This is a genomic window from Kitasatospora sp. NPDC059795 (assembly GCF_042732175.1).
Taxonomy (GTDB): Bacteria; Actinomycetota; Actinomycetes; order Streptomycetales; family Streptomycetaceae; genus Kitasatospora.
This window is the reverse complement of record NZ_JBHWID010000012.1, coordinates 112,292-138,968: the sequence shown is the minus strand read 5'-3', so window position 1 is coordinate 138,968 and position 26,677 is coordinate 112,292. Positions and strand designations below refer to the sequence as shown.

The following is a 26,677-nucleotide window of genomic DNA, read 5'->3' as shown; positions in this document are numbered from 1 at the left end:
CGGCGTCAGTTCCAGATGCCGGTGATGTCGGAGGCGGAGGCGGCGTTGCCCGCGTGGGTGCTCAGGCCGGCCAGGTCCTCCAGGGTGCGCAGCACGTTGTAGTGGTTGTAGGTGGTGGAGCTGCTGGAGCCGGGGATGACGTGCTGGCCGTAGACCAGGGTGGGGATGCGGTTGCCGGAGAGGCTGTTGTCCTCGTCGAAGGTGACCACCAGCAGGCTGTTGTGGGTCTGGGCCCAGGTGGCGTACGCGCCGAGGTTGTTCTTGATCCAGGTGTCGCCGGTGGAGACCGAACAGTCGTGCATGTCGCTGCACAGGTTCGGCACCACGAAGGAGACCTTCGGCAGGGTGGTGTAGTCGGTGGGGAACTGGGCGAAGGTGTACGCGGTGTTGGTCGGCACGTTGGCGAAGCCGAACCACGGGTTGTGCTTCTGCGCGTACTTGCCGCTGGAGCAGACCGTGGAGCCCTGGCTGGGCAGGGTCTCGTTGTACGAACCCCAGGTCTGGCCGGCGGCGATCAGCTCGGACGCCAGGTTGGGGGCGGTCATCGAGCCGACCTTGACGCAACTGTCGTCGGTGCGGCCCTGGTTGGAGCCGGAGAACAGCATGTAGTAGTTGGGCTCGGACGGGTGGGTCAGGCCGTAGGACTGGGCGAGGTCGGCGCCGCCGGCCTTCAGGGTGCCGTTCAGGTAGGGGGCGCTGGAGCTGCCGATCACCTGGCTGTAGGCGTGGTTCTCCATCACCACCACGACGACGTGGTCGGGCGAGGGGAGCGCGGCGGCCTGCGCGGTGGAGCCGGTGGCGGCCCACAGCCCGAGCGAGGCGGCGGCGAGGGCGACGGTGCTGCCGATCGCGGTGAGGCGGCGCTTGGTGCGGCGGGTGAGCGGTGCAGCGGTCATGGCGTGGTCCCTTCGGGGCAAGGAACGTACGGGGCTGAGCTGGTGGAGCGCCGGAAACCCTAGGCGCGGGCGATGACCGACGAGGCTTTTGACAGGTTAAGAACAAGCGAACGGTTGGCTGTGCAACTCACCCCTCCCACCCGGGCCTTGTCGAAGCGGCGCGTCTCACACTTACCCGGATTGACCCTGCTCGGACCGACATGGTGGGATCTTCGCGGCCCGGCGCGCACGACCGGCGCGGTGGACGAGGAACGGGAGGGCCGGGCATGACAGCCACCCCCCGCGTGGTACTCGGGCTCGGGCTGCGCCGCGGCACCCCCGCCGCCGAGCTGCTCCGCACCGCCGACGCCGCGCTCGCCGCCTGCGGCCTCGACCGTTCCGCCGTCGCCCTGGTCGCCACCCTGGACAGCAAGCTCGCCGAGCCCGGACTCCGGCTCGCCGCACGGGAGTTGGACGTCCCGCTGGTCGGCCGTCCGGCCGCCGAACTGGCCGCCGTCCCGGTCGCCGGCTCGGCCCGGGTGGCCGCCGCGGTCGGCACCCCGAGCGTCGCGGAGGCCGCCGCGCTGGCCGCGGCCGGGCCCGGCGCCCGCCTGCTCGCGCCGCGCACCGCCTCGGCGACGGCCACCGCAGCTCTCGCCGCACCCCCACCGGAGGCCCCCAGGTGAACGCCGAACCCGATCTGCGCCATCACGGCGACGCCGAAGTCCGCTCCGCCGGTCTGGTCGACCTCGCGGTGAACGTCCGCACCGGCACCCCACCGCCATGGCTGCGCGACCGCCTCGCCGCCACCCTGGACACCCTCGCCGCGTACCCGGACGGCACCGCGGCCCGCGCCGCAGTCGCCGCCCGGCACGGGCGGCCGGTCGCCGAGGTGCTGCTGACCGCCGGCGCGGCCGAGGCGTTCGTGCTGCTCGCCCGGGTGCTGCGCCCGCGCCACGCGGTGGTGGTGCACCCGCAGTTCACCGAGCCGGAGGCGGCGCTGCGGGACGCCGGGCACGTCGTCCACCGGGTCCTCCTCACGCCGGAGCAGGGTTTCCGCCTGCCGCCGGGGGCCGTTCCCGAGAACGCCGACCTGGTGGTGGTCGGCAACCCCACCAACCCCACCTCCATCCTGCACCCGGCCGCCGCACTGGCCGAACTCGCCCGCCCCGGGCGGACCCTGGTGGTCGACGAGGCGTTCATGGACACCGACCCGGGCGAGACCGAGTCCCTCGCCGGGGCCCGCGACCTGCCCGGCCGGGTGGTGGTGCTGCGCAGCCTCACCAAGACCTGGGGCCTGGCCGGCCTGCGGATCGGCTACCTGCTGGCCCCCGCCGGGCTGGTCGCGGAACTCGCCGCCGCCCAACCGCTGTGGCCGGTCTCCACGCCCGCGCTGGTCGCCGCCGAACTCTGCTCCGCGCCCGCCGCCCTGGCCGAGGCGGACGCCGCCGCCCGCGCCACCGCGCTCGACCGCGAACACCTGCTCAAGGGCCTTGCCACGCTCCCCGCCGTCCGGGTGTACGGCGACCCCGCCGCGTCCTTCGTGCTGATCCGGCTCCCTGGCGCCGCCGCCGTCCGCGACCGCCTGCGCGCCGCCGGGTTCGCCGTCCGCCGCGGCGACACCTTCCCCGGTCTCGGCCCCGACTGGCTGCGGCTGGCCGTCCGCGACCGCGACACCACCGACCGCTTCCTCGACGCGCTGGCCGCGGCCGTCCCGGGCTGAGCCGGCCTCAGTCCAGCTCGACGCGGTGGCCGGCCTCAGTCCAGCTCGACTCGGTGGCCGGCCTCCACCACGCCCGGCGTGACCACCTGCGCGTAGACGCCGAGGCAGGGCATCGGGCCCAGGCCGGGCAGCGGCTCTGTCCGGTTCAGCCGGGCCGGGCGGCGCAGCGCCTCCGGGTCGGCGGGCAGCGACCCGTGGGCGAGCGTGGGGACGGCGCAGCGCGGGCTGGCGGCGATCACGCGCAGCCGCAGGTCGGGGCCGACGGTGAGCTCGCGGCCGACCCAGTCGTTCTCGACGAACGGCTCGGCGTCGACGTCGATCACCAGGTTGGGCCGGTAGCGGACCACCGGGGTGCCGGCCAGGGAGGCGGTGGTGACCAGGTGCAGCGGCGCGAAGTCGAAGAAGCTGCCGGGTGCGGCGGCCTTGCCGAACTCCTGGACGGTGTAGTCGACTTCGGCCTCGATGCCGTCCGCCAGCACCTTCTCGGGCACCGAGCGCAGCAGCGTCGAACCGGGCGGCCGTTCACTGATCAGCCGGACGGGGCGGCCCAGCAGCGCGCCGAGGTCGCCGTCCTTCAGTTCGGTGCCGTCGGGGTCGGTGATCCGCACTCCGCCGTCCACGCTCTCGGCCTGGAGCGTGAGCAACTTCCGCCACAGGCGCGGTTGTTTGGCGCTGGCGATCCGCCCGGTCGTCACGTCCAGCAGGGCGTGGCGCCGGTCGCCCTCGACGCCGTGCTCGTCGATCCGGGCCCGGGCGATCTCCTCGCCGAGCATCGACTTCACGGGGTGGCGGTACAGCGCGGCGACCTTCATCGTCCGATCTCCTCTGCCCAGTCGGCGAGTTGTGCGAAGTCCTCGGCCCGCAGCCCGTACCGGGGGTCGACCTTCAGGGTGAGCGCCGGGCCCGGGTGGTGGGCGGCGATCCACTCGGTGTCCTGCGGTCCGATCTCGTCGTCCACCCAGGCGAAGGGCTGTCGGTCGGCCCAGCACACCAGCTGCCGGGTCTTCCAGTGCAGGCCGTCCGGGTCCTTGTGGAACATCGACTCCCAGTTGACGTACGGGAGTCGGGGGAGGCCGAGGAGCGGCGCCAGGTGCTCGTCCGCCTCCGCGCACCAGGCGGTCGCCCACACCAGGTCGTACGGCAGGGCCAGCAGGGACGGCCCGTGGGTGCGGTTCAGCCGGACCCGCAACGGCTTCGGGTCCGTCACGCCCTTGTCGAGCTGGCGCTGCCGCCAGGTCTGCGACGGCACCCGGTGCGTCCGGTAGCCCCGGGGGCGGAAGAAGGTGCCGTACGGGGCGATCGGGCCGTCGACGTCCAGCATCAGCAGCGGACGGTCTGCCATGGGCTCCCCCTCGGTCGGTCGGTGCCGGATTCTCTCCCACACCCGGCCCGCCCGGCCACCGTTTCGGCTCAGGACGCCTGTTCGGCCTGCCAGGCGCGGGCGGCGGCGATGCGGCGGGTGGCGCTGGGGTGGGTGGCGAGGAGGAGTTCGAGGGCGCGGGGCGGCGCGGGGTCGGAGATGTTGGCGACCGCGAGGCGGCGCTGCATGGCGATGAACTGCTCGGTGTCGCCGGTCAGTTCGAGGGCGTGGCGGTCGGCGCGGGCCTCGATGCGGCGGCTGACGGCGCACTGGACGGGGGTGCTGGCCGCGCCGAGCAGGGCGGCCAGGGCGGCGAGCAGCGGGAGCGAACGCGGGTCCTGCGGGTGGGCGGCGCCGGCGGCGTCCAGCAGTGGCTGCCAGGCGAGCAGGGCGGCGAGGACCGGGACCACGACGGCCGCGCCGAGCGCGCCCAGCACGGTGCCGGTGGCGACGTCGCGGTGCTTGACGTGGCCGAGTTCGTGGGCGGCGACGAGTTCGACCTCGCGCGGGTCGGCGGTCTCCAGCAGGGTGTCGTGGACCACGATCCGGCGGGTCGGGCCGAAGCCGGAGACGTACGCGTTCAGCGCGGTGGTGCGGCGGGACGCGTCGGCGACCAGCACGTCGCGCACCGCGATGCCGTCGCGGCGGGCCAACTCCAGCAGGGCAGTGCGCAGTTCGCCGTCCGGCAGCGGGGAGAAGCGGTTGAACAGCGGCTCGATCACCAGCGGGTGCAGGAACGACAGCGCCACCGTCAGCAGCGCCGCCGCGAGCGCGCCCGCCACCCACCAGTGCTCCGGCGAGCGGCCGATCAGCGCGTACAGGCCGAGCGCGAGCGGCAGGAACAGCGCGAGGGTGACGGCCGTGCCGCGCAGGACGTCCACCGCCCAGCCGGCCCAGCCCTGGGTGACCAGCCCGAACCGGGCGCGGGCGACCCGGACCCGGGCCGAGAACGGCAGCGTCACCGCCCGTCCGAGCAGCACCAGCGCCGCGCTCCCGCCCAGCACCTCGGCCGCCCAACTGCCGCCGAACCAGCCGCCGACCGCCGTCACCAGCCCCGCCCCGGCCGCCGTGAACCCGAGCACCGCCGCCAACCCCAGCGACGCGGCCTGCCCCCCGAGCGCCCACGGCACCTGCGCCCGCCGCAACGCCCGGCCGCGCGCCACCTCCTGCGACGTGAAGTCACCGGACGCGACGGGGGACGGCGGGGGCGGGGTGTCGGTCATGCCCCCAGCGTAGTGACCGTCCCCGCCACCTCACCCCGTTCGCGCCTCACGACCCCGCCGGCCGTCGCGCGACCTCGCGCAGGGCCGCCCCGAACCAGTCGAACACCGGCGTCAGCGTGGGCGGCTCCGGCCAGTCGTTGACGCGGGACAGCAGGCGCCAGTAGCGCTCGACCCGGGGGTCGGCCGCGACGTCGAGACGGGCGAGCAGCCAGGTCCGCAGGGCGGCGTCGTCCGGGCGGTCGAAGACCTGGGCGTAGCGTGCGGTCAGGTCGGCCACGACGGTCGCGGCCTGCGGCGCGTCGGGGGCGAGGCCGGCGGCGAGGGCTCCGGTGACGGCCTCGCGGACGTGTTCGGTGAGTTCGTGGTGCAGCCCGGTGGTGTCGCCGGCGGCGCGTTCCGCGGCCTGGTAGGCGGCCATCCGTCGCAGCGCGGCCCGGAAGGCGGCGTCCTGGGTGAGTTCGGCGAGTTCGACCCAGGCCGCGACCTGCGCCGGGGTGGGTTCCTCCGGCAGTTCCGGCACCGCCGCGCGGAGCATCTCCACCAGCTCGGGGTTGGCGTCCGCCGTGCCGAAGGTGTCCTCGACGAACTCCTCGATCATCCGGCGCCGTTCCTGCGAGGACAGCCTCGCCAGTCGGTGCATCAACGCGATCTCCTCCGTTTCGCTTCCCTGTTCGGCGACCGCGCGGAGCACCGCCCGGCGCAGCCGCAGCGTGCGGATCTGCGCGTCGAGGGCGTCCGCGTGCGCGCGGACCACCTCGGCGACCGCGCTCTCCCGTTCCAGCACCTGCCGGATCGTCGCCAGCCCTATCCCCAACTCCCGCAGGGTGCGGACCAGTTCGAGCCGTGCCACGGCCTGTGTCCCGTACCGCCGGTACCCGGCGGGGGTGCGGTCGGTGGACGGCACCAGGCCGGTGTCCGACCAGTAGCGGACGGTCTTCACCGTCAGTCCGGTCCGTCGCGCCAACTCGCCTATCGTCACCAGCTCTTCGCCGTCCATGGCCCCACTGTGCGGTCTCCCCCGGCGGGAGACTCAAGCCGGGTTGTTCGGTCGGTGGATCTGCACGTCCGGCCTACGATGGCCGGATGATGGGCGAGGAGAGTCTGCGGACAGCGCTGGAGTTCCGTCGCGGGTTCGCCCGTCGGCAGGCCGACGAGGTCGTCGAACTCCCGGGCGGTTTCGCGGTGTTGAGCGAGCCGTACCGGTATTCGCACGAGCACAACCAGCTGATCCTGGACGCCCCGCCGAGCGGCGTGGACGTGGCGGGGCTGGCCGAGGAGGTGCTCGGGCACCTCGGGCACCGGCGGATCGCGGTGTTCGACGACGCGTCCGCGCTGGCGCTGGCCCCGGGTCTGGTCGCGGCCGGGTACCAGCACGAGACGGAACTGGTGATGGTCCACCGGGGGCCGGTGCCGAGCGCGGGCGGCGCGGAGCAGGTCGAACTGGCCGAGCTGGCACCGGCGTTGGACCGCCAGTGGCGCAACTGGCTGCCGTGGGCTTCGGACGACTCGATCGGGCAGCTGGTGTCGCGGCGCACCGCCCGCGAGGCCGGCGCGGACCGGGTGCTGATCCTGGCCGCGCGGGACGCCGACGGCGAGTTCGGCTCCTGGGCGGACCTCTACCAGGACGCGGCGGGCACCGCGCAGGTCGAGGACCTGGCGACGGCGGAGGGCCGGCAGCATCGCGGCCTCGCCGGCCGGGTGCTGTCCACCGCCCTGCACCTGGCCGCCGAGCAGGCCCCCGACGGCCTGCGCTTCCTGGTCGCGGACGCCGAGGACTGGCCGCAGCAGTGGTACGCCCGCCGGGGCTTCGTGCCGGTCGGCCGCACCCACGGCTTCACCCGCATGTAACGACGGGAAGTTACTGCGGGACGAGACGACGGCGCCCGCCGACCCCCGGAAGGGGTTCGGCGGGCGCCGTTCGCAGTGCGCGGGGGGCGCGGATCAGACCTGGCCGGCCTTCTCCAGGGCCTCGCAGCAGGTGTTGATCAGCAGGCGGGTGACCACGTACGGGTCGATGTTCGCGTTCGGGCGGCGGTCCTCGATGTAGCCCTTCTGGTCCACCTCGACCTGCCACGGGATGCGGACCGAAGCGCCGCGGTTGGAGACGCCGTAGGAGTAGACGTTCCACGGGGCGGTCTCGTGCTTGCCGGTCAGGCGGGACTGGATGTCGTCGCCGTACTGGTTGACGTGCTCCAGGACCTTCTCCTGGGAGGCGCCGAGCGACTCGCACGCGGTGATGATGGCGTCGTAGCCCTCGCGCATCGCCTTGGTGGAGAAGTTGGTGTGCGCACCCGCGCCGTTCCAGTCGCCACGGACCGGCTTGGCGTCCAGGGTGGCGTCGATGCCGAACTCCTCGGCGGTGCGGTAGAGCAGGTAGCGGGCGATCCACAGGTCGTCGGAGGCGGTCAGCGCGTCGACCGGGCCGATCTGGAACTCCCACTGGCCGGGCATGACCTCGGCGTTGATGCCGCAGATCGCCAGGCCGGCGTCCATGCAGCGGTCGAGGTGCAGCTCGACGATCTCGCGGCCGAAGACCTCCTCGGCACCCACGCCGCAGTAGTAGCCGCCCTGCGGGGCCGGGTAGCCGCCCTCGGGGAAGCCGAGCGGGCGGGAGCCCTTGAAGAAGGTGTACTCCTGCTCGATGCCGAAGATCGACTCCTGGTCGGCGTACCGCTCGGCGACCTCGCGCAGCAGGGCGCGGTGGTTGGACTCGTGGGCGGTGCCGTTGGTCTCCAGCACCTCGCACAGCACCAGGATGTGGTCGCCGCCGCGGATCGGGTCCGGGACGACGCGCACCGGGTCGAGCACACGGTCCGAGGCGTGGCCCTCGGCCTGGTTGGTCGAGGAACCGTCGAAGCCCCAGGTGGGGATCTTGTCCGCGTTCGGCAGGACACGAGTCTTGGAACGCAGCTTCGCGGTCGGCTTGGTGCCGTCGATCCAGATGTACTCGGCCTTGATTGCCATCGCGGTGAACCTCACTGCTCGGGTGGTGGGTGCCTGCGTAGCCTCGCAAGCCGCCGTTTCCCGGTTGTTCCTCCTATGTAACGCCCATGTGAACCAACGGTCCGCGGCGGCGTGCTCACCGTCCGCGAGTGCACCGACGGTGCGGGGGCACGCCACCGGGACCGTTGGGGCCGGAGATCAGCGCTGGCGGGCGTGCGCGGCGCGGCGGCGACGGGTCATCCACACCGCGGCCCCGCCGGCCACCAGCAGGGTGAAGCCGCCGGCGGCCATCGCGGCGGTGCCGGTGGAGCCGGTGTACGCGAGTTCCTCGCCGGACTCCTTGGGCGCCGTCCGGTTCTGCCCGGTCGTCCCGGGCGCGGTGCCGGACGGGCTCGGCGTGGCGGAGGTGTCGGTGGCGGGCGCGGCGGCCGGCACCGGCTTCTCGCAGGACACCGCGGCGACCGTCACCTTGCCGTCCACCTTGGCGACGTTCAGGTTCAGCGGGTTGATCGACACCTGCACCTCCAGCGCGGAGGCGGCGGCGGTGCTGCTGGTGACGGTCTTCTTCGAGAACTCGACGTCGACCGTGCCGATCGCCGGAACGTCCACGTGGGTGGGCGAGTTGAGGCCGACGGTCACCGACTTGCCGAGCACCGTGAGCTTCACGGGGGAGGTCACCTTGGCGGTCGGCTGCCCGTTCACCGGGCAGGTCACCTCGGTGCTCATCGCGTCGAGGCCGAGCAGCGTGGTCAGCGGCAGGCCGGGCACGTGCACGTCCGCGCCGACCAGCTGCACCGAGGCGGTCGCCTGCTTGTCGTCGACCTTGGTGACGGACTTGCCGACCTGCGCCTTCACCAGGTTCACCGGCTTCCCGTTGTCGACGCCGTCGACGGTCGCGGTGAGCATCGCCCCGTCCCGCTGGGCGGGCGACTCGACCTTGTTCAGGGCCACGTTCACGGGCACCTTGACCGCGTTCAACAGCGTGACGTCCAGGGCGAGTTCGGCGGTCACGGCGCTCGCCTTCCCGGGTTTGGCGGACGCGCCGGCGTCGGCGGCATGGGCCGACGTCGGCAGCGCGACCGCGAGGGCGGACGCGGCCAGGGCGGACGCGGCGACCGTACGCAGAACAGACATGACAGGAAACCCCCACACATGGTGAAACGGCAGAGCGCACCCGCGACTCACCCGGCACCACGCACGGGGAGGGGTTCGCGCTCTCGACTGCCGCCAGTCTTCTCGAACCGTGCGTCACCTCAGCAACACGGAGCGTCAGTTCACTCCTTCGAGTGGTGTTGACGCCATTGAGTGACCGCGAGTCCCTCACGTCCCCTCCACACCTCCGTCATCCGTCCCAGCGACGCAGCCGCAGCAGCCCGAGCCCGAGTGCGGCGGCCGTCCAGGCGAGCAGCACCAGCAGTCCGCGCAGCCCGTCGTGGGGGCCCACGGTGAGCAGTTCGGCCCCGGCCCGGTCCGGCAGGTAGCGGGAGAGTTCCCTGGTCGCGCCGAGCAGCGACAGCAGGTGCGAGCCGGCCAGCACCATCGGCAGCAGGACGATCAGCGGGACGACGGCGTTGCGGGCCGCCGCGGCCAGCCCGGCCGCGAACAGGCTCATCAGCACCAGGTAGCCGACCGCGCCGACCAGCGCGCCGGGCACACCGTCCGCGCCGATGCCCGCGCCGTGCGGGCCGAGCGCGTACTGCGTGACCAGATAACCGGCCACGGTCACGGGCGCGCCGAACGCCAGTGCCGCCAGGGCCGTTGCCGCGGTCTTCGCCAGGTAGAGCCGGCCCCGGTCGGGCACCGCCAGCAGGGAGGTCCGGATCATTCCGGAGCTGTGCTCGCCGGCCACCGCCAGCACCGCGAAGACGATCAGGGCGAGCTGCCCGTACTGGATGCCGTCCAGGCCGGCCTGCTCCGGGGTGAACCCGGCCCGCAGCAGCGGGCTGTGCGCATCCAGGGCCGAGCGCGCGGAGGCGCCGCCCAGCGCGCCGACCGCCAGGCTGACGGGGGCGAACAGGAGCAGCGCGACGAAGGTGCCGCGCACCCGGCGCAGCTTGACGAGTTCGGCCCGCAGGGCGGCCAGGGTCTCAGGCACGGGTGTCGTTCCTCTCCGCCAGGAGTCCGAGGAAGGTGTCCTCCAACGAGTCGGTGCGGGTGCTGAGTTCGTCGAGCACCAGGCCGCCGGCGGCGGCGATCCGGCCGATCTCCGCCGCGGGCAGGCCGACCACCCGCAGGCTCCCGTCCCCCGTGCGCTGCAGCACGGCGCCCGCCCGCTGCAACTCGACTGCCAGCGCCCCGGGTTCGGGGGTGCGCAGCAGGACGTGGGAGCGGGCGTGCCGGGCCAGGAACTCGTCGAGCGGGGCGTCGGCGACCAGTCGGCCGCGGTCCACCACCACCAACCGGTCGGCCACCAGCGACATCTCGGTCATCAGGTGGCTGGAGACGAACACGGTGCGGCCCTCGGCGGCCATCGTCCGCAGCAGTTCCCGCAGCCCGCGGATGCCTTCCGCGTCGAGGCCGTTGAGCGGTTCGTCCAGCACCAGCACCGGCGGGTCCCCGAGCAGTGCCGCGGCCAGCCCGAGCCGTTGGGACATGCCGAGGGACAGCGCCCCGACCCGCCGGCCGGCCGCCGCGCCGAGGCCGACCAGGTCGAGCATCCGGTCGACCCGTTCGAGGGCGATGCCGTTGCTCCGGGCCAGCCAGCGCAGGTGGTCGCGGGCGGTGAGGCCGCGGTGGGCGCCGCTGCCCTCCAGCAGGGCGCCCACCTGCCGTGCGGGGAAGCGGAGTCGGCGGTACGGCAGGCCGCGGATCAGGGCGCGTCCGCCGTCGGGGCGGGTCAGGCCGAGGATCATCCGCATGGCAGTGGTCTTCCCGGCGCCGTTGGGCCCCAGGAAGCCGGTCACGGCGCCGGGCCGCGCGGAGAAGGTCAGCCCCTCCACGGCGGTCGCCGGGCCGTACCTCTTGGTCAGGTCGTCGACATCGATCACACCGTCCAGTCTCGGCGGGCCGGGGCTGCCGGGCATCGGACCTCGGGCCGGTCCCGCCCGGGCCGGGGCCGGCCCGGAACACCTACCTGAGGATGAGAGGACACCCCGGTCAGTACGGCAGCACCGCGCGCACCCGGTAGCCGCCCTCGTGCGGCCCGGCGACGAGGGTGCCGCCGTGGGCGTGCGCCCGCTCGCGCATGCCGACCAGGCCGAGACCGCCGCCGGGGACCGACGCGCTCCGGCCCGCACCGGGCGGCCCGTCGTCGGCCACCTCGACGGTGAGTTCGCCGTCGCGCGCGGCGACCCGGATCCGGCACCGGGTGGGGGCCGCGTGCTTGGCGGTGTTGGTCAGCGCCTCCTGGACGATGCGGTACGCGGCCAGCGCGACGCCGCCCGGCGGCTCGGCGGGGCAGTGCACCGTCAACTCGGTACGCACCCCGGCCAGTTCGGCGGGCCGGAGCAGTTCGTGCAGGTCCGCCAGGCCGCGCGCGGGGCGCAGGTCGCCGCCCTCGGCGGGGTCGCCGTCGGCACGCAGCACGACGAGGGTGGCCCGCAGGTCGGTCAGCGCCTTGCGGCTGATCTCCTCGATGGCGGCGAGGGCGGGCCGGGCCTCGTCCGGGCGGGTGGCGGCGACGTGGTTGGCGACGGCGGCCTTGACCGCGATCAGGCCCACGCTGTGGGTGACCACGTCGTGGATGTCGCGCGCGATCCGCAGCCGTTCCTCGCCCCTGGCCCGCTCGCCGGCCTGCTCGATCGCCCGCCGCACGCGTTCCCGGCGCTCCCGCACGGCGATCCCGGCCGCCCAGGTCGCGCCGACCACCAGCAGCCCGAAGAGCGCCTGCACCGACTGCGTCCCGCCCTGGTAGTGCCGGCCGCCGCCGGCGGTCAGCACCAGTGCCCCCGCCGCGCTGGTCGCGCCCACCACCGCCGCGACCCGCCCGCGCGGCGCAGGACCGCTCAGCGCGACCGGGTACACGGCGAACGCGGCGGCCGCGAAGGCCGTCGGGGCCAGGCCGACCGGCAGCGACGCCAGGGCCGCCGCGAGCACCACCGCGAACACCGGCCAGGGCCGGACCCGGCGCACCGCCAGTGGCAGCGAGGCCGCCAGGACCGGCAGCCACACCGCCCACCCGGGCGTGCCCGCCGCGCCGTGCCACCCGAGCGGGGACAGCACCGGCAGCAGCGCGAACACCGGCACGGCGGCGGCGTCGAGGAGCATCAACCGCCGTACGCCCAGGGCCTTTCGGAACACTGCTGCCATGGCGGTGACGCTAGGCGGTGGCCGCCCGGCCGTCCAACCCGCGCGGGCCGCCGTCGCGCCACCGGCCCGGGCCCCCTATTCAGACCCCCGACTCAGACCCTCGGCTCAGACCTTCGGCATGCCGGGCTCGGCGAGGCCCGACTCGTAGGCGATGATCACCAGTTGGGCGCGGTCCCGGGCGCTCAACTTGGCCAGCAGGCTGCCGACATGGGACTTCACCGTGGGCAGGCTGATCACCAGCCGGGCGGCGATCTCGGCGTTGGACAGCCCGTTGGCGATCTGCACCAGCACCTCCTGCTCGCGCCGGGTCAGCCCGAGCAGCCGCGGCGCGGGCCGGGCGGGGTCGGCGTCCCGGGAGACGTCGGCGATCAGCCGCCGGGTCACGGTGGGCGACAGGATCCCCTCGCCCGCGGCGATGACCCGGATGCCGGCGACCAGTTCGGCCGGCGAGGCGTCCTTCAGCAGGAAGCCGCTCGCGCCGGCCTGTAGGGCCGGGTAGACGTACTCGTCGAGGTCGAACATGGTCAGCGCCAGCACGCGGACGCCGGTCAGCTCCGGGTCCGAGCAGATCGCCCGGGTGGCGGCGATGCCGTCGAGCACCGGCATCCGGAGGTCCATCAGCACGATGTCGGGCCGCAGTTCGCGCGCGAGGTCCACGGCGGCCGCGCCGTCGGCGGCCTCCGCGACCGTCGCCATCCCGGGGGTGGAGTCCACCAGCAGTCGGAAACTGCCGCGCAGCAGCGCCTGGTCGTCGGCGATCAGCACCCGAATCGTGTCAGCCATGGCCCCACTGTAGGCACCCCGGACCCGTCCACCTGCCGCTGTCCGCCCGGGAGTTCACCGAGCGGTAGGTACCCGGACCTTCCCCTCCGGGCGAGTGCCGGGCAGAGTGATCACCATGGCTTCCTGGATGATCCTGGTGATGGTGCCGTTGGCCCTCTGGCTGCTCGCGGCACCGCCGGGGCGGGTCCGGACACGGATCGCGGCCGTCCTCGCGACGGCGGCGCTGTTCACCTGGGCGGCGATGGAAGGCTGGCTGCCCGTCGGGATCACCGCCACGGCCGCGCTGGCCGGCTGGTGCGTGCTGGCCGCGGCACCCGCCGTCGGCCTGAAGCTGGCGTGGCCGGTGCACAAGGGCAAGGGCGGTGGACGCCGGGCCTTCGTGGCCGCCTGGATGACGGCCTTCTCTCTGCTGGCGGGAGCCGCGACCTGCCTGTTCGGCGTCCTGCTGCTGGGGAACGGCCCCTCGGCCCGGGTGCCGGACGCCTCCGAGCTGCCCGCGATGCCCGCCGGGCTGCACATCTCCGCCGACCATGACAACGGGTGTGGCGGCAACTCCTCCTTCTACTGCTCCCGAACACTGACCGTGGTCGGCGCCTCCGACCAGGACGCCACCCAGCTGGTCGAGCGGCTGCGCGCCCAACTGGCGTCCTCCGACTGGAAGGTGGTCCGGCGCGATGGGGGCAGCTGGCTGGCCTGCCGCTCCATCGGCGTGCTGCTGGACACCGACGAGCTGTGCGCCGAGCTGTCCGTCACCGACGGCGCCGTCACTGTCGACCTCAGCACCTCCGACAGCTGGTGACGGCACCCGGGCTTCCCGCCGGGCGGGTGCCGGGGCAGAGTGATCATCGTGGTGTTCGAAATGATCCTTGTGTTGATGCCGTTGGCCTGCTGGCTGTTCGCGGCCCCTCCGGGACGCGTCCGTACGACCGTCGCGGCGGTCCTCATGGCGCTGGTGCTGTTCACCGGGGCGACGGCGCTGGGGCTGCTGCCCTTCGAGCTGCGCCTCACCTCCCTGGTGCTGGGCCTGTTCCTGCTGGCCGCGGTGCCGCTGGTCGGCCTGGTCCTGGCGTGGCCGGTGCACACCGGCAAGGGTGGTCGACGCCGGGCCTTCGCGGCCACCTGGACGATGGCCTACACGCTGCTGGCGGGGGGCGGCAGCGCCGCCTACGGCCTCGTGCTGCTGGTGAGCGGCCCGCCCGCCCGGGTGCCGCCCGCCTCGGCCCTGCCCGCGATGCCCGCCGGGCTGCGCGTCGCCACCGACCGCGACGGCGGATGCGACCGCGGCTCCGTCGTCCACTGCCACCGCGAACTCACCGTGGCCGGTGCCCCCGACCAGGACACCACCCGGGTGCTCGACCGGCTGCGCGGCCAACTGACCTCCTCCGGCTGGCCGTTGACCCACCACGAAGAGGGCCCCTGGGTGGGCTGCCGGACCCACGGCCTGCTGCTGGACGCCCACCAGGTGTGCGCCACCCTGACTGTCACCGGCAGCACCGCCACCATCAGTCTGAGCGCCACCGACACCCGCTGACCCGTCCCACCGCTCTCAGGACACGGACCGCAGCCGGATCCCGGACCCCGACAGCACCGCGGCGGTGGCCGCGTCCCCGGCCAGCAGGACCACCAACTGCTGTGCGTCACCGGGTAGTTCGAGGGTTTCGCGGAGCAGTCGCAGCCGGTGCCCCTCGGGGTGGTCGAGCCGCAGGACGCCGCGGCGCGGCACCGTCGCCAGGTGCAGGCGGCGGGTGAACTCCTCGCCCGCGACGGGAGCCAGTTCGGCGGTCAGCCACTCCAGGTTCTCCAGCGACGGCGCCTGCCACAGGTCGAAGGTCTGCTCGTCCGCGACGTCGTCCCAGTCGGTGAAGAAGGCCCGGGCCCGCGGGTCGGTGAACAGGTAGTGGTTGAGGTTGGGCCGGTCCGCGTCGAGCAGGCCCGCCGCGCCGACCACCGCCCGGAAGCCGGCGGTGTGGGCGAGCACGTCGCCCAGCCGGTTGGTCACGAACGCCGCGCCCGGCTCCAGGAGTTCGAGCATCCGCAGCACGGACCCGCGCACCTCCCGGGAGGGCGGTACGGGCCGGACGTCGACGGCGCACGCGTCGCCGGTGATCTTGGCGAGGTAGCGCAGGTGGTTGCGTTCGGACGCGTCCAGCCGGAGCGCGTCGGCGAGCGCGTCGACCACCGCCGGCGAGGGGTTGCGGTCGCGGCCCTGCTCGATCCGGGCGAGGTATTCGACGCTGACGTCGGCCCGGTCGGCGAGGTCCTGTCGGCGCAGCCCCGGCGACCGGCGGCGTCGGCGCTCCGGCAGCCCGAGGGCCGCCGGTTGGACGGCGTCCCGTTTGGCGCGGATGAAGTTGCCCAGGGGTGTGGTGGCCACGCGCCCAGCCTAGGAGTTCGGGCAGCGCGCAGGATGGCCCTGCGGGGGCCACCCTGGGCAGGGCCTCGCTGCCGGTCGGCGGGCCGCCCGATGCTGACCGGCATGACGAACACATCGACCCGCCGCTCGGGCCGACTGCTCCTGGTGTGGGGGCTGTTGGTGGTGGCGGCCAACCTGCGGGCGAGCCTGACCGGGGTCGGTCCGCTGCTGGACCGGGTGCAGTCCGAGCTGGGCCTGACCCCGGCCGTCGCGGGCCTGCTGAACACCCTGCCGCTGCTGGCCTTCGCCGCCCTGTCGCCGCTCGTCCCCGCACTGACCGCCCGCTGGGGCGCGGAGCGGCTGCTCGGCGGCGCGCTGGCGGTGCTGACCCTCGGCATCGCCGTCCGCTGGATCCCCACAGCGGCGGGCCTGTTCGGCGGCACCGTGCTGATCGGCGCGGGCGTCGCGGTCGGCAACGTGCTGCTGCCGGGCCTGATCCGCCGCGATTTCCCCACCCGGGTGGGCCTGTTGACCAGCGCCTACGCCACCGTGATGGGCGGGGTGGCGGCCGTGGCGTCCGGGGTGGCCGTCCCGATCGCCGAGGCCGCTCCCGGCGGCTGGCACACCGCGCTGGGCTGCTGGGTGCTCTTCGCCCTGGTCGCGCTGCTGGTGTGGCTCCCCCAGCTGCGCGCTCCCCGCCCGACCGGGCCCGCCCGCAACGGGCAACGGCTGCCCTGGAGTTCGGGGTTGGCCTGGGCGGTCACCGGGTTCATGGGGTTGCAGTCGCTGGGCTTCTACGTCGCCGTGACCTGGCTGCCGCAGGTGTTCCAGGACAACGGCTCCGACCCGGCGACGGCCGGCTGGCTGCTCTTCCTGTTCCAGGTCGTCGCGGTGCTGACCAGCCTCGCCGCGCCCGGGGCGATGCGCCGCGCCCGCGACCAGCGCGGCCTGGCGGCGGCCTGTTCCGCCGTCCTGCTGGCCGGCTGGCTCGGCCTGTTCGCCCAACCCCACTGGGCCCTGCTGTGGACGGTGCTCCTCGGTCTCGGCGGCGGGGCCTGCCTGGTCCTCGCCCTCGCCTTCATCGGCCTCCGCGCCCAGGACGCCGCCTCGGCCGGCGCCCTCTCCGCCATGACCCAGTCCGTCGGCTACCTGCTGGCCGCCGTCGGCCCGGTGGTCTTCGGCCTGCTCCACTCCCCCGGCCCCGACGGCTGGCGCACGCCGCTGCTGCTGATGTCCCTCGCCACGGCCGCCCAACTGGCGGTGTCCCTGGCCGCCGGACGGGGCACGGTGGCCGCCGCCATACTTGACGCGACATCAGCTCGTCGGCCCGACCGAACGGAAACCTCCCCCTCATGACCCCCGACCAACTCGCCGTCGACCTGGCCGATCCCGCCCTGCGCCGGGTGTTCGCGGCAGTCGCCCTCGGCGCGTCGACCGCCTCCGAGATCCTCGCCGCGTCCGGCCTCGGCGCACCCCAGGCCGCCCCCGCCATCGGACGGCTCGTCCGCAGCGGCCTGCTCGTCCAGGGACGCGGCACCCTCGCCCTGAACGACGCCGCCCTCGCCGCCGCGGCAGAGACCGCCGCCCGGCGGACGGCCGACGAACTGGCCGCCGACCAGCCCGACCCCCGCCTGCGCGGCCACATCCGCGCCGGCGTCCTGGTCGACGTCCCGGACGACGCGGACGCCCGCGGCGCGGTACTCGGCCACGTCGCCCGGAGCACCTTCGCCGCCGACGACGAGTACGACGAGTACGACGAACGGACGGTCACCGACCGCCTGCGACCGTGGTGCGAGGGCGGCGCGCTCGACGCCGTCTCGCTGCGGCGCATCCTCGTCGACGACGGCCTGCTGACCCGCGACTCCGGCCGCTACCGCCTCGCCGCGGCCCCGGCCGATCGCGCGGTCTGACGACAGGAGCGCACAGGCCGAAGCCCCGCACCTCAAGGATCGACCCTCGGCGGGGTCGGGCCCGGCCGGCCCACGCGCACACCAGCACCGCCAAGTGAGCTGCGGTGGAGCAGAGTTGACGTCCGTCCCGCGCGCGCCGGAGCCTGTGCGGATCGTCCGCCACCGGACCTTCACAGTTCGAGCAAAACGGCCTTCCCGGCCGTCCTGTTGTGGCAGTGTGCCGGACACCCGACGGGTTCGGCCGGGCGGGTCGAAGGAGCGAGTGGGGGCTGCGATGACGGAACGGGACGAGCCGCTGGAGGGCCTGGCGCTGGCGGACGCGGTCGAGCTGCTGCGCGACGAACTGGTCGAGGCCAGGCGGCGGCTGGCCGCGGGCGGAGACCGGGGGGTGCCGCTGGCGCTGGGGCGCATCACGGTGCAACTGGGCCTGGAGCTGGCCCACACCCGCGGCGGCGGTGCGAAGCTCGGGTTCAGCGTGGTCGGGGTCGACGGGAAGACCGAGCGGACGAGGAAGACGACCCACACCGTGACGCTGGAGATCGGCCCGCACGAAGCCGGGCCCGAGGAAGTCCCGATCGGCGACGACGACGACGAGTAGCCGCTCCAGGGCCGGCCGGCAGGCGGACATCGATCGGGAAGTCGGGGGTTCGGGGTGGAGCTGGACCGGGTTGTGATGCTGCGGCCGACGAGGGCCGACGGGACGCGGGGGCTGGGGACGGGGTACCTCGTGGCGCCGCGCCTGGTGCTCACCGCCGCGCACGTCCTGGAGCACGACGGGCGGCCCACGCCCGACGACCGGGTCGCCGTCCTCACGGAGGACGGCGGCCCGCGGTTCGCCGGCCGGGTGGCGTGGCGGCCCGGGCCCGAGGAGCGGGCGCGGCTGGACGTGGCGCTGGTGGAGGTCGTCGACGACGCGTGGCAGGCCCCGCACTCGCTGAGGGGCGCTCCGGTGCGGCCGTTCCAGCGGTGGGGGCGGCTGATCGGTGCGCGGCGGCGCGAGGTGGACGTCCTCGGGTTCCCCCGGATGGCGAAGGACGTCAAGAACGGCGGGCGGCGGCGCGAGCAACTGCGGGCGGAGATCGCGCCGGGCAGCGGGCGGGCCGACCGGTACGAGCTGGTGGGATCCGATGCGCGACTGCCGTTCACCCGCCCGGACGGCAGTATGCTCACCGCCTGGTCGGGGATGTCCGGTGCGCCGGTGCTGGCGGGCGAGTTCCTGTGCGGCGTCGTGGCGACGGACCGTCAGGGGCAGGGCGGGGCACGGCTGACGTCCGTCCCGGTGCAACTGGCGCTGGCCGAGCGCGGGTTCCGGTCGGTGGTGGAGGAGCACAGCGGGACCGCCGCCTTCCCGTGGGAGGCGGCGTGCGAGCCCGTGGAGCCCGCGCGACTGCTGCTGCCGGCGGCGCCGGAGCGCGATCTGCCGTCGCCCGCGACACTGCTGCAGGCCGACGCCGAGACGGTGGCGTTCACCGGCCGCTCGGCCGAACTGGCGGGCCTGGCGGCCTGGTGCGACAGCCCGGACCCGTTCGGGACGCTGGTGCTGACCGGCCCCGCCGGGCAGGGCAAGACGCGCCTCGCCCGCGAACTGACCCGCCACCGCGCCCGGTCGGGATGGGTGACGGGCCATCTGCGTCCCCAGGTCCGGGAAGCCGACGACGCGGCGCTGGACCTGCTGGAGACCGACCGGCCACTGCTGCTGGTGGTGGACTACGCGGAGACCCGCCCGCACCTGGTGCGCCAACTCGTGGGCCGACTGCGCCGCACCCGGCACCGGGCCCGACTGCTGCTGCTCGCCCGCGACGACGGCACCTGGCGCACCGGCGCCGGCACCCAGGAGACGGTGGTGGCGACGGCGCTGGCGTCCGCCGCGGTCGTGCCGCTCGGCCCACTGCTGCCGCCGGACGAGATCCCGGTGCCGCCGGACGGCCGGGCCGGCGACGCCGATCGGCGGGCGACCACGCGGGAGGAGGCGTTCGGCCGGGCGGTGGCCGACCTGGCGCGGACCGCCGGAATCGTCCGTGAACTGGCCGGCACCGACTGGGAGTCGGTGGGGGCGCGCGTCGACGTGCCGCACAACCTGGCGGACGAGGCGTTCGGCTCCGTCCTGACTCTGCACATGACGGCGCTCGTGGCGCTGCTGCAGCACGGTCCCGGCCGGGTCGAGCCGATACCGGGCGAGGCGGTGGAGGCGACACTGCTGCGCCACGAGGAGAAGTACTGGTTCGGCACCTGCGGCCAGGCCGGCTACACCGTCCACCAGCACCAGGAACGGGACGAGCCTGCGGTCCGCGAGGCGGTCGCGGTGGCGGCCGCGTGCGGCGCCGCCACGGCGGCCGACGCCGGGAACGTCCTCGCCGTCGTCCTGCCCGCCGAGCGGCACCGGTCGGTGGGCCAGTGGCTGAGACGCATGTACCCGGCGGGCGAAGGGAGTTACTGGGGATCGGTGCAGCCGGACCGGCTGGCGGAGTTCCACGTCTCACGGACCCTCGGCGGCACCGACGGCGTCCTTCCGCGGCTGCTGGCCGCCGGGAATCCGGTGCAGCAGGCCCAGCTGATCACGGTGATGGCCCGCGCCGCGGTCGGGCACTACAACGCCCGCCGCAGCACCTGGCACCAGCAGGCCCTGGACGACCTGAACCACGCACTCGACCGCACCGGCCGGCGCCTGACCCACTACGCGGTGACCGCGGCCGCCGACGTCCTGCCGCACTCCTCGGAGGCCACCGCGGCGCTCGCGCTGAGACTCTCCGGCGCCGTGGTCATGCTCGCCCAGGAGGACCCCGCCGCGCCCGAGGACTTCCTGGCCGGCTCACTGTCCAACCTCAGCGTCCGCCTCGCCGATGTCGGCCGACACACTGAAGCGCTCGCGGCAGCGAATCAGGCTGTGGAGATCCACCGGCGCCTCGCCGTCACGGACCCCGGCACGCACGAAGCCGGCTACGCCGTCGCGCTCCTCAATCTCGGCACCCGTCTCTCCTTGGCCGGCCGGGCGTCCGAAGCGCTTGACGTGGTACGACAGGCCGTACTGATCCTGATTCGCCTTGTCGACGCGGAGCCCGGCGTGCACGAGGCATACCTTGCCCTCGCCCTGAGCAGCCTCGGACTCTACTTCTCCGAGCTCGGCCTTCATTCCAACGCGCTTGCCGTAGCCGAAATGAGCGTCGAGATCCACCGGAGCCTCGCGGCCGACAACCCCGCCGCGCACGAGGCCAACTACGCCATCGCGCTCACCAACTTCGGCCACCGTCTCGCCACGGCCGGCCGTTACCCCGAGGCGCTCGAAGCCGAGGAGCAGGCCACCGCGATCCGGCGCCGCCTCGCTGCGGCGAACCCCTCCGAGCACGAGAGCAGCTTTGCCACCTCCCTGTCCGACCTCGGCAGACGCCTCGGCGAGGCCCGCCGCTACCCCGAAGCGCTCGAAGCCGAGGAACAGGCCACCGCGATCCGGCGCCGCCTCGCCGCAGCGAACCCCACCGCCCACGAATCCGACTACGCGATCTCCCTGACCAACCTCGGATTCATCCTCACGCATCTCGGACGCCGCCCCGAGGCACTTGAGGCCGCGCAACAGGCCCTTGCGATCCGGCGCCGCCTCGCTGCGGCGGACCCCGCCGCCCACGAACACGACTACGGGGTCTGTCTCTCCAACCTCGGCAGCGATCTCACCGCCCTCGGCCGCTACTCCGAAGCACTCGAAGCAGCACAGGAGGCCGCCGAGATCTGCCGACGCCACGCCCGGGCCAACCCTGCGGCCCACCCCCTCATTCTGGGAAAGACGCTCGGCGTGCTCGCACAGGCACTGATCGGGGTAGGGGCCCTGTCGGACGCGGTGGGCGTCGTGTGGGAGGCGGTCGAGCTGATGCCGAAACTGCCGGAGCACGAGCAGCCCGAAATGGCCAACGCCCTGGTGAAGCTCATGGGTTCGGCGTACCGGAAGGGTCCGGCCGTGGTGGCCGCCGAGTTCCGGAGACTGACCGGCGAGGAACTGCCGGAGGACTGGTTGTCGACCTGAGACCGTCGGGCCCCGGCCCTCTCAGCCGAGCAGCAGAAACGTGTCCCAGGCGGGTGTGTCGGGGCGCGGGTCGGTGTGGGCGTGCAGGGCGAGGGCGGCGCCCGCGGTGCCGTCCAGCAGGCCGGGGTCGGGGGCGGCGCCGAGTGCCGCGTCGAGTTCGCGGGTGACGGTGGCGGCGAGGACGGGGAGGTGGGCGGCGAGTTCGGCGGAGCCGGAGTCCTCGGCCATCCGCTGGGTGATCCGCAGCAGGCCGCCGGTGCCGTGGCAGAGCCCGGAGCCTTCGAGGTTCCAGCCGGCCGGCTCGCGCAGCGTCCCCGCCAGCGCGTCGACGGCGTCGCGCTGCCAGTCGGGGCGCCCGAGGGCCGTGCCCGCCAGGAAGAGCGCGCGGGCCACGCCGGGCGTGCCGTAGCACCAGGCCGCGCGGGTGGGCGGGTCGGCGGGCAGCCGTCCGACCTCCTCGTCCTCGACCCGCAACGCCATCGGCCAGTGGCACCCGACCCGCCGCGCGGCCAGCCAGCCCCCCAGCGCCGCGACCGCCTCGTCGAGCCCGGCCACCCCGACGCCGTGCAGCCGGGCCGTCGCCAGCAGCGCGAGCGGGCCCGGAATCCCGTGCGCCAGGCCCAGGTTGAGGTGCCCTCGGGGGTACTCGGGGCCGACACCCACCGTTCCGGGGCCACCGGCGGTCCACCAGCGCGGCAACCGGGCACCCGCGTCCGGCGCGGTCAGTTCCACCAGCGCGGCGAGCAGCTCGGCGAGGGCCGTCCCGTCCGGCTCCAGGGCGAGCAGCAGCCGCCCCAGACCCGCCGCACCCGCGACAGCATCGAACGTGGGAGCACTCAGCCCGGCCCCGGCGGCCACTTCGGCCCGGAGCGCGACAGTGCGCGCGGCGGCGGCCTCCCGCACCCGGGGCGTCAACGCGTCCAGCAGCCTCCGGTACTCGCCCGGCCGCGCCATGGTGTGAGCAGCAAGGGCGAGCGCGGCAGCCCCGAAGTACAACCCGCCCGGCCGCATCGCCCCGGGCGACTTCGCGGCAGCCGCGAGGTGCCCGTGCGCAGCGCGACGCCACCCGGCGTCCCGCCCCGCGTCCGGTCCCCCGTCGGCCAGCACGGCGAGGGCCAGCGCAGCCCCGATCCGACCGGTGCCGAGCGCATGCGCCGGCTGCTCGCCCTCGAACGCCCTTGGGGAGCTGAGCAGTTCGGCGACCCCACGCACCACGCCCGACGCACTCACCGCGTCAACCTCCACAGTCGGCACCCCGCCGCCCAATCCACTCGCCCGCCCTCGAACTCCCCGGGAAAGCCCGGCAGTTCAGCGACCCCACGCACCACGCCCGACGCACTCACCGCCTCGACCTCCACAACCGACACCCCGCCACCCAATCCACTCACTCACCCTCGAACTCCCGGGGAACGCCCGACAGTTCGGCGACTCGACGATTCACTGCCGCGCCCGCCGCGCCCGGTGGGCCTCGACCGCGCCCCTGGCCAGGGCGTACGAGCGGCGCTCCGCCTCGCGGTCCATCCCCGCCAGTCGGTTGTGCCCCATGTGCAGCAGCGAGGCCAGCACGGAGTCGACCTCGGCGGACGGCACCCGGGTCGCGTAGGCGGCGAGGGCTGTCGCGCGTCGCTGCCAGGCCTCGGCGAGTGCGGGGTCGGCGGGCAGCAGGCCGCCTGCCGGGGCGGTCGGGCCGTCGGGGCCGATGACCTGCAGAGCAGCCCGGCGGTGGATGCGGAAGGCCTGGTGGTGGTGTTCCGACTTCGGAAAGACGGTGGTCAGCCAGTCGACGAGCGGCGGCCCGTCGGGGCGGGCGGCGAGGAAGTCCTGTGCGGTGGCGGCGGCGTTCGCGGCGGCCAGCAGTTCCCGGGACGGGCCGCGCCCGGCCCGGATCAGGCGCAAGGCGACGAGGGCGACCGAGCTGTCGGCCTGGAACACCCGCTCGGCGTCCGCGAGCAGCTCGGGGCCGCCGTACCGGTCGGCCTCCGGCTGGTAGCTCTCCAGGCGCAGGTCGGCGGCGAGACCGGCGCGGCGCAGGTCGGCCACCCAGTCGTGCAGGGTGGGGAGCAGAGCGGCGGTCAGGGCCGGGGGTGCGCCGTGGAAGCGCAGCCGCAGGTGCGGCTCCGGGTCCCGGTAGCGGATGAAGAACCAGCGGTCCACCTCGCCCGGCAGCGCGGCGATCAGCGGGGGCAACCGGTCGGCCAGGATCTCGTCGTGCCGGGCCTCGACGGCTGCCAGCCTGGCGAACAGCCATGGCCCACCGGGCAGTTCGGGCCCGCGCGAGCGGGGCGCGGGCAGCGCGCGTCGGCGACGCGGGGCGGCCGGCGGCAACGGCCGGCGGCGCATCGGGACGACCAGTTCGACGGTGCGCGCGCCGTCCGGCCCGCACAGCCAGCCGGCGTCACCGGCGGGCGCCAACTCCTCCTGGAGCAGCACCGGTTCGGACGAACGCGCCTGACTGTGCAACAGTCGCTGATGCCACGGGAGTTCGAGGTCCAGGCTGATCCGGTGGTCACCGCTGACCAGCCGGACGGCGGCCGGCACGCCCCAGCGCCGACGCCATCGGGCCAGCCCCTCGGCCCACTCCTCGAACGGCGCGGCGGCGTCCGGCACGGGCGCGGACAGTCGCCAACTGGCCGGCGCCAGAACGACTCTGCCGTACCGGACCCGGGGCAGGGCGGGGGCGGCACTCACCGCTCCCCAGTCCCAGGACTGCCAGGGACGCTGCCCGCCGAGCATCACTTCCTGCAGGAAGCGGGCCGCATTGGGCGCGCCCGCACGCTGGTTGAGCGCATGGTGCGCGCCGGCCCGGACCTCACGTCCGAGACTCCGCGAGAAGACGGCGAGCCGCTCCTGATCGGCGAGCACCACCAGGTCGTCCAGCGGCAGCACGGCCGGACCGCCCGGCTCGGGGAAGGCGCTCACCACGACCCGGTGGCCGAGCCAGTGCGGGGCCAGCGCGATGTTGGCATGCCGCGGCCGATAGGGAGCGAACTGCAGATGCACCTCGACCGCCTCGCCGTCACCGACCCCGGCAGCCTCGGCCATCAACAACCCAGCACCCGACGTCGTGCCACCGCCGCCAGCAGGCATCGCGACACCCGACACCGCACCGCCGCCAACCCCGGCGAACGCCGAAGCACCCGGCGTCGCCGCACCACCGCCCCCGGCAGGCAACGCATCACCCGACACTGCAACGCCGCCAACCGCGGCGGGCATCGCAGCACCCGCCACCACATCGTCAACCCCGGCGAACGCCGCAGCACTCAACACCGCATCGCCGCCCCGGGCGGGCATCGCAGCACCCGCCGCCGCACCGCCACCGCCTCCGGCAGACAGCGCAGCACCCAACACCGCATCGCCAACCCCGGCGAATGCCGCAGCACCCGGCACCGCGCCGCCACCGCCGACGGGCATCGCGACAGCCGACACCTCATCGCCGCCAATTCCGGTGAACGCCGAAGCACCCGGCTCTGCATCGCCACCAACCCCGGCAGACAACGCAGCACTCAACACCGCGCCGCCGTCAGCCCCGCCCGGCAGCGCAGCCCCCGACGTCGCGGCACCGCCACCCCGGGCAGGCAACGCCGCGCCCAGCACCGCACCGCCACCACCGCCGCCGCCGCCGCCGAACTCCGCAGCAACCGAAGCCACGGCACCGCCACCACCCCCGGCCAGCAGCGCAGCAAAGCGACCGAACGTCGCGCCGGCGCGGTCGCTGCCCGCCATCGGGGAGATCACCAGCCGGTAGTCGCCGGCGTCCAGCGCCTCGACGGAGTCCGCGGCCAGTTCGGCGTACAGCTCCAACGACGCGGACGGGGTGTCGGCGGTCCGGCCCGCCGCCTCGTCCGCCGGCAGCACCAACCGGCTCAACAGCGCGTCGTCCAGCACCACTTCGGGCAGTCGTCCGTCCGGTCCCCGGTCGGCGAGGGCTCCGGTCGCGAGCTCGGCCAGCAGCCGGTCGCGGGCCGCTTCGGCGTCGGTGCGTTCTCCGGACGGCTGCGGGTTGGCCGCGCCCCGCCCGCCGACCGGGCGCCGGTAGCCGGCGGGCGGGCCCAACCCGGTGTCGGGGTCGAGCAGTTCGGTCAGCGGGACGGGGCTGTCCGTGCCGTACCGTTCGACGAATTCCCGGTGGTAGGAGCGCAGATGCTCGGGCCCGGTGGTCGGCGGCGACAGCCGCCAGAGCGCCGTGACGGCCTGTTCCAGTTCGGTGCGGACGTGGTCGGGCAGCACGATCTCGGCGTCCAGCGCGAGGTCCGCGTGGATCGGACGGTCGGCCGGCCCGAGCCGGGCCATTCGGGCCCGCACCTCCCGGATCAACTCCCCGCCGCACCCGCTCCCGGCCTCGGCGGCCGCGTCCAACTGTGCTCCGATTCCTACCAGTTCGGCGTGCAGCGGCAACTCGACCGGGAGCCGGTCGAGGACGTGGCCCAGCAGGTCCGGGCAGGACGCGGGCGGGGTCAGGTCGGTCAGCAGGAAGCCGTGCTCGACCAGGGCACGGACCAGGTTCGCGACCGCTTCGGCGGGTGCGGCCGGGAACTCGACGGCCAGCGCGGCCAGCAGCTCGGGGTGGCGGACCGGCGCGCCGGCCGCCGTCATCGCGGCCCGGACCACGGCGGTGGCGCGGACGGTGCGTTCGGCGACCGGCTGCGTCTCGGCGGTATCCGCACCGGCTGCGACCCCGCGCTCGGGCAGGTACGGCAGAACCAGCCGGTCACCGCGCACCACCGCCTGCTGGTCCGCGACCAGCAGCAGGCCGGGCAGAACGGCCGGATCGGTCCGCAACCGGTCCAGCAGCGGGAGCAGCCAGCCGAGGTCGGGGCGCAGCAGGCGGCGGTGGCCGCCGGCCCACCGGATCTTGGCCGCCGTGTCGAAGCGGGCGGGGGCCACGGCGGCCATCAGCCCGAACGGGGTGGGCCGGGTCGACATCCTCAGCCGGTAGCGGCCGACGGCCTCGGCCGCGCGACGCAGCGCGGCGGGCCGCAGCACAGCCCCGACGGCGACCTGCGCGAGCTGGTCGGCCAGCGAGGGGCTGGAGATCTCGATCGCCTCCCGCAGCACCGGATCGGCGGCGGCCTCGGCAAGGTACTCGGCCATCGCAGCCCGCCTGGCGTCCTCACCCCCGAGGCTCCCGACGCCCCCGACGCCCCCGACGCCCCCGAGGCCCGCGAGCCCCCTGAGCTCCCCAAGGCCCCCAAAGTCCACCGGTTCGGAGTCCACCGGTTCGGCCGGGACGGTCCTGCGGTGCCGGCG

23 protein-coding genes are annotated in these 26,677 nt (G+C 74.6%); 9 read left to right on the top strand and 14 right to left on the bottom strand.

The window, feature by feature from the left end; all coding sequences use genetic code 11:
• Positions 1 to 5: 5 nt before the first annotated feature.
• A complete protein-coding gene (locus ACFV4P_RS24155; protein ID WP_380474350.1) occupies positions 6 to 896 on the bottom strand; it encodes an alkaline phosphatase family protein in 891 nt (296 codons plus the stop codon).
• Between the two features lie 266 nt (positions 897 to 1,162).
• On the opposite strand from ACFV4P_RS24155, the gene ACFV4P_RS24150 reads away from it, so the two are divergent.
• Together ACFV4P_RS24150 and cobC are read left to right on the top strand one after the other, a co-directional pair.
• The gene (locus tag ACFV4P_RS24150) at positions 1,163 to 1,561 is read left to right on the top strand and encodes a cobalamin biosynthesis protein (RefSeq protein ID WP_073814755.1); all 399 of its coding nucleotides are present in this window, start codon (positions 1,163 to 1,165) and stop codon (positions 1,559 to 1,561) included.
• Positions 1,558 to 2,598 (top strand): Rv2231c family pyridoxal phosphate-dependent protein CobC, encoded by a 1,041-nt coding sequence (gene cobC / locus ACFV4P_RS24145; protein ID WP_380474347.1) that lies wholly within the window; start codon positions 1,558 to 1,560, stop codon positions 2,596 to 2,598. The genes ACFV4P_RS24150 and cobC overlap by 4 nt, the downstream gene beginning before the upstream one ends.
• Before the next feature lie 35 nt (positions 2,599 to 2,633).
• On the opposite strand, the gene ACFV4P_RS24140 is transcribed toward cobC, so the two are convergent.
• The 4 genes from ACFV4P_RS24140 to ACFV4P_RS24125 all read right to left on the bottom strand — a co-directional run bounded on the left by ACFV4P_RS24140 (position 2,634) and on the right by ACFV4P_RS24125 (position 6,178).
• A complete protein-coding gene (locus tag ACFV4P_RS24140) occupies positions 2,634 to 3,410 on the bottom strand; it encodes an MOSC domain-containing protein (RefSeq protein ID WP_380474344.1) in 777 nt (258 codons plus the stop codon).
• Positions 3,407 to 3,940, bottom strand: a complete 534-nt coding sequence (locus ACFV4P_RS24135) for a hypothetical protein (protein WP_380474341.1) — start codon at positions 3,938 to 3,940, stop codon at positions 3,407 to 3,409. The genes ACFV4P_RS24140 and ACFV4P_RS24135 overlap by 4 nt, the downstream gene beginning before the upstream one ends.
• A 68-nt stretch (positions 3,941 to 4,008) precedes the next feature.
• Positions 4,009 to 5,181 carry a M48 family metallopeptidase gene (locus tag ACFV4P_RS24130; protein ID WP_380474338.1) on the bottom strand — a complete coding sequence of 391 codons (1,173 nt, stop codon included), beginning with the start codon at positions 5,179 to 5,181 and terminating at the stop codon, positions 4,009 to 4,011.
• Between the two features lie 46 nt (positions 5,182 to 5,227).
• Positions 5,228 to 6,178, bottom strand: coding sequence for a MerR family transcriptional regulator (locus tag ACFV4P_RS24125; protein ID WP_380474336.1), 951 nt, complete (start codon positions 6,176 to 6,178; stop codon positions 5,228 to 5,230).
• An 86-nt stretch (positions 6,179 to 6,264) separates the two neighbouring features.
• Here ACFV4P_RS24125 and ACFV4P_RS24120 point away from each other — a divergent pair, with 86 nt between their 5' ends.
• A complete protein-coding gene (locus tag ACFV4P_RS24120) occupies positions 6,265 to 7,029 on the top strand; it encodes a GNAT family N-acetyltransferase (protein WP_380474334.1) in 765 nt (254 codons plus the stop codon).
• A gap of 93 nt (positions 7,030 to 7,122) precedes the next feature.
• On the opposite strand, the gene glnII is transcribed toward ACFV4P_RS24120, so the two are convergent.
• From glnII to ACFV4P_RS24090, 6 genes are all read right to left on the bottom strand, one after another.
• A complete protein-coding gene (gene glnII / locus ACFV4P_RS24115; RefSeq protein WP_380474331.1) occupies positions 7,123 to 8,145 on the bottom strand; it encodes a glutamine synthetase GlnII in 1,023 nt (340 codons plus the stop codon).
• Between the two features lie 177 nt (positions 8,146 to 8,322).
• Entirely contained in the window at positions 8,323 to 9,258 is a 936-nt protein-coding gene (locus ACFV4P_RS24110; protein ID WP_380474328.1) for an SCO1860 family LAETG-anchored protein, read from the bottom strand.
• A gap of 208 nt (positions 9,259 to 9,466) precedes the next feature.
• A complete protein-coding gene (locus ACFV4P_RS24105) occupies positions 9,467 to 10,219 on the bottom strand; it encodes an ABC transporter permease (RefSeq protein ID WP_380474325.1) in 753 nt (250 codons plus the stop codon).
• Positions 10,212 to 11,111, bottom strand: a complete 900-nt coding sequence (locus tag ACFV4P_RS24100; protein ID WP_380474322.1) for an ABC transporter ATP-binding protein — start codon at positions 11,109 to 11,111, stop codon at positions 10,212 to 10,214. Before ACFV4P_RS24100 ends, ACFV4P_RS24105 begins: the two co-directional genes overlap by 8 nt.
• 109 nt (positions 11,112 to 11,220) lie before the next feature.
• Positions 11,221 to 12,372: a sensor histidine kinase gene (locus ACFV4P_RS24095; RefSeq protein ID WP_380474319.1), complete on the bottom strand. Its 1,152-nt coding sequence runs from the start codon at positions 12,370 to 12,372 to the stop codon at positions 11,221 to 11,223.
• A 105-nt stretch (positions 12,373 to 12,477) separates the two neighbouring features.
• Complete coding sequence (locus tag ACFV4P_RS24090) at positions 12,478 to 13,155, bottom strand: response regulator (protein ID WP_380474316.1); 678 nt, start codon at positions 13,153 to 13,155, stop codon at positions 12,478 to 12,480.
• Positions 13,156 to 13,270: 115 nt separating this feature from the next.
• Here ACFV4P_RS24090 and ACFV4P_RS24085 point away from each other — a divergent pair, with 115 nt between their 5' ends.
• Together ACFV4P_RS24085 and ACFV4P_RS24080 are read left to right on the top strand one after the other, a co-directional pair.
• Positions 13,271 to 13,954 (top strand): hypothetical protein, encoded by a 684-nt coding sequence (locus ACFV4P_RS24085; RefSeq protein ID WP_380474313.1) that lies wholly within the window; start codon positions 13,271 to 13,273, stop codon positions 13,952 to 13,954.
• 60 nt (positions 13,955 to 14,014) lie between these two features.
• Positions 14,015 to 14,686 carry a hypothetical protein gene (locus ACFV4P_RS24080; protein WP_380474310.1) on the top strand — a complete coding sequence of 224 codons (672 nt, stop codon included), beginning with the start codon at positions 14,015 to 14,017 and terminating at the stop codon, positions 14,684 to 14,686.
• 15 nt (positions 14,687 to 14,701) lie between these two features.
• On the opposite strand, the gene ACFV4P_RS24075 is transcribed toward ACFV4P_RS24080, so the two are convergent.
• On the bottom strand, positions 14,702 to 15,529 hold the full coding sequence (locus tag ACFV4P_RS24075; protein ID WP_380474308.1) for a helix-turn-helix domain-containing protein: 828 nt from the start codon (positions 15,527 to 15,529) through the stop codon (positions 14,702 to 14,704).
• Between the two features lie 102 nt (positions 15,530 to 15,631).
• On the opposite strand from ACFV4P_RS24075, the gene ACFV4P_RS24070 reads away from it, so the two are divergent.
• The 4 genes from ACFV4P_RS24070 (at position 15,632) to ACFV4P_RS24055 (ending at position 21,430) form a co-directional block, all read left to right on the top strand.
• A complete protein-coding gene (locus ACFV4P_RS24070) occupies positions 15,632 to 16,864 on the top strand; it encodes a CynX/NimT family MFS transporter (protein WP_380474305.1) in 1,233 nt (410 codons plus the stop codon).
• Complete coding sequence (locus tag ACFV4P_RS24065; RefSeq protein ID WP_380474302.1) at positions 16,861 to 17,418, top strand: DUF2087 domain-containing protein; 558 nt, start codon at positions 16,861 to 16,863, stop codon at positions 17,416 to 17,418. The genes ACFV4P_RS24070 and ACFV4P_RS24065 overlap by 4 nt, the downstream gene beginning before the upstream one ends.
• Positions 17,419 to 17,692: 274 nt before the next feature.
• Positions 17,693 to 18,016, top strand: coding sequence for a trypco2 family protein (locus ACFV4P_RS24060; RefSeq protein WP_380474299.1), 324 nt, complete (start codon positions 17,693 to 17,695; stop codon positions 18,014 to 18,016).
• A gap of 75 nt (positions 18,017 to 18,091) precedes the next feature.
• On the top strand, positions 18,092 to 21,430 hold the full coding sequence (locus tag ACFV4P_RS24055; RefSeq protein WP_380474296.1) for a tetratricopeptide repeat protein: 3,339 nt from the start codon (positions 18,092 to 18,094) through the stop codon (positions 21,428 to 21,430).
• Positions 21,431 to 21,451: 21 nt separating this feature from the next.
• Here the strand turns inward: ACFV4P_RS24055 and ACFV4P_RS24050 are convergent, their stop codons facing one another.
• Both ACFV4P_RS24050 and ACFV4P_RS24045 read right to left on the bottom strand, forming a co-directional pair.
• Positions 21,452 to 22,660 (bottom strand): lanthionine synthetase LanC family protein, encoded by a 1,209-nt coding sequence (locus tag ACFV4P_RS24050; RefSeq protein ID WP_380474293.1) that lies wholly within the window; start codon positions 22,658 to 22,660, stop codon positions 21,452 to 21,454.
• A 207-nt stretch (positions 22,661 to 22,867) separates the two neighbouring features.
• Entirely contained in the window at positions 22,868 to 26,521 is a 3,654-nt protein-coding gene (locus ACFV4P_RS24045) for a thiopeptide-type bacteriocin biosynthesis protein (protein WP_380474290.1), read from the bottom strand.
• Positions 26,522 to 26,677 lie beyond the last annotated feature (156 nt).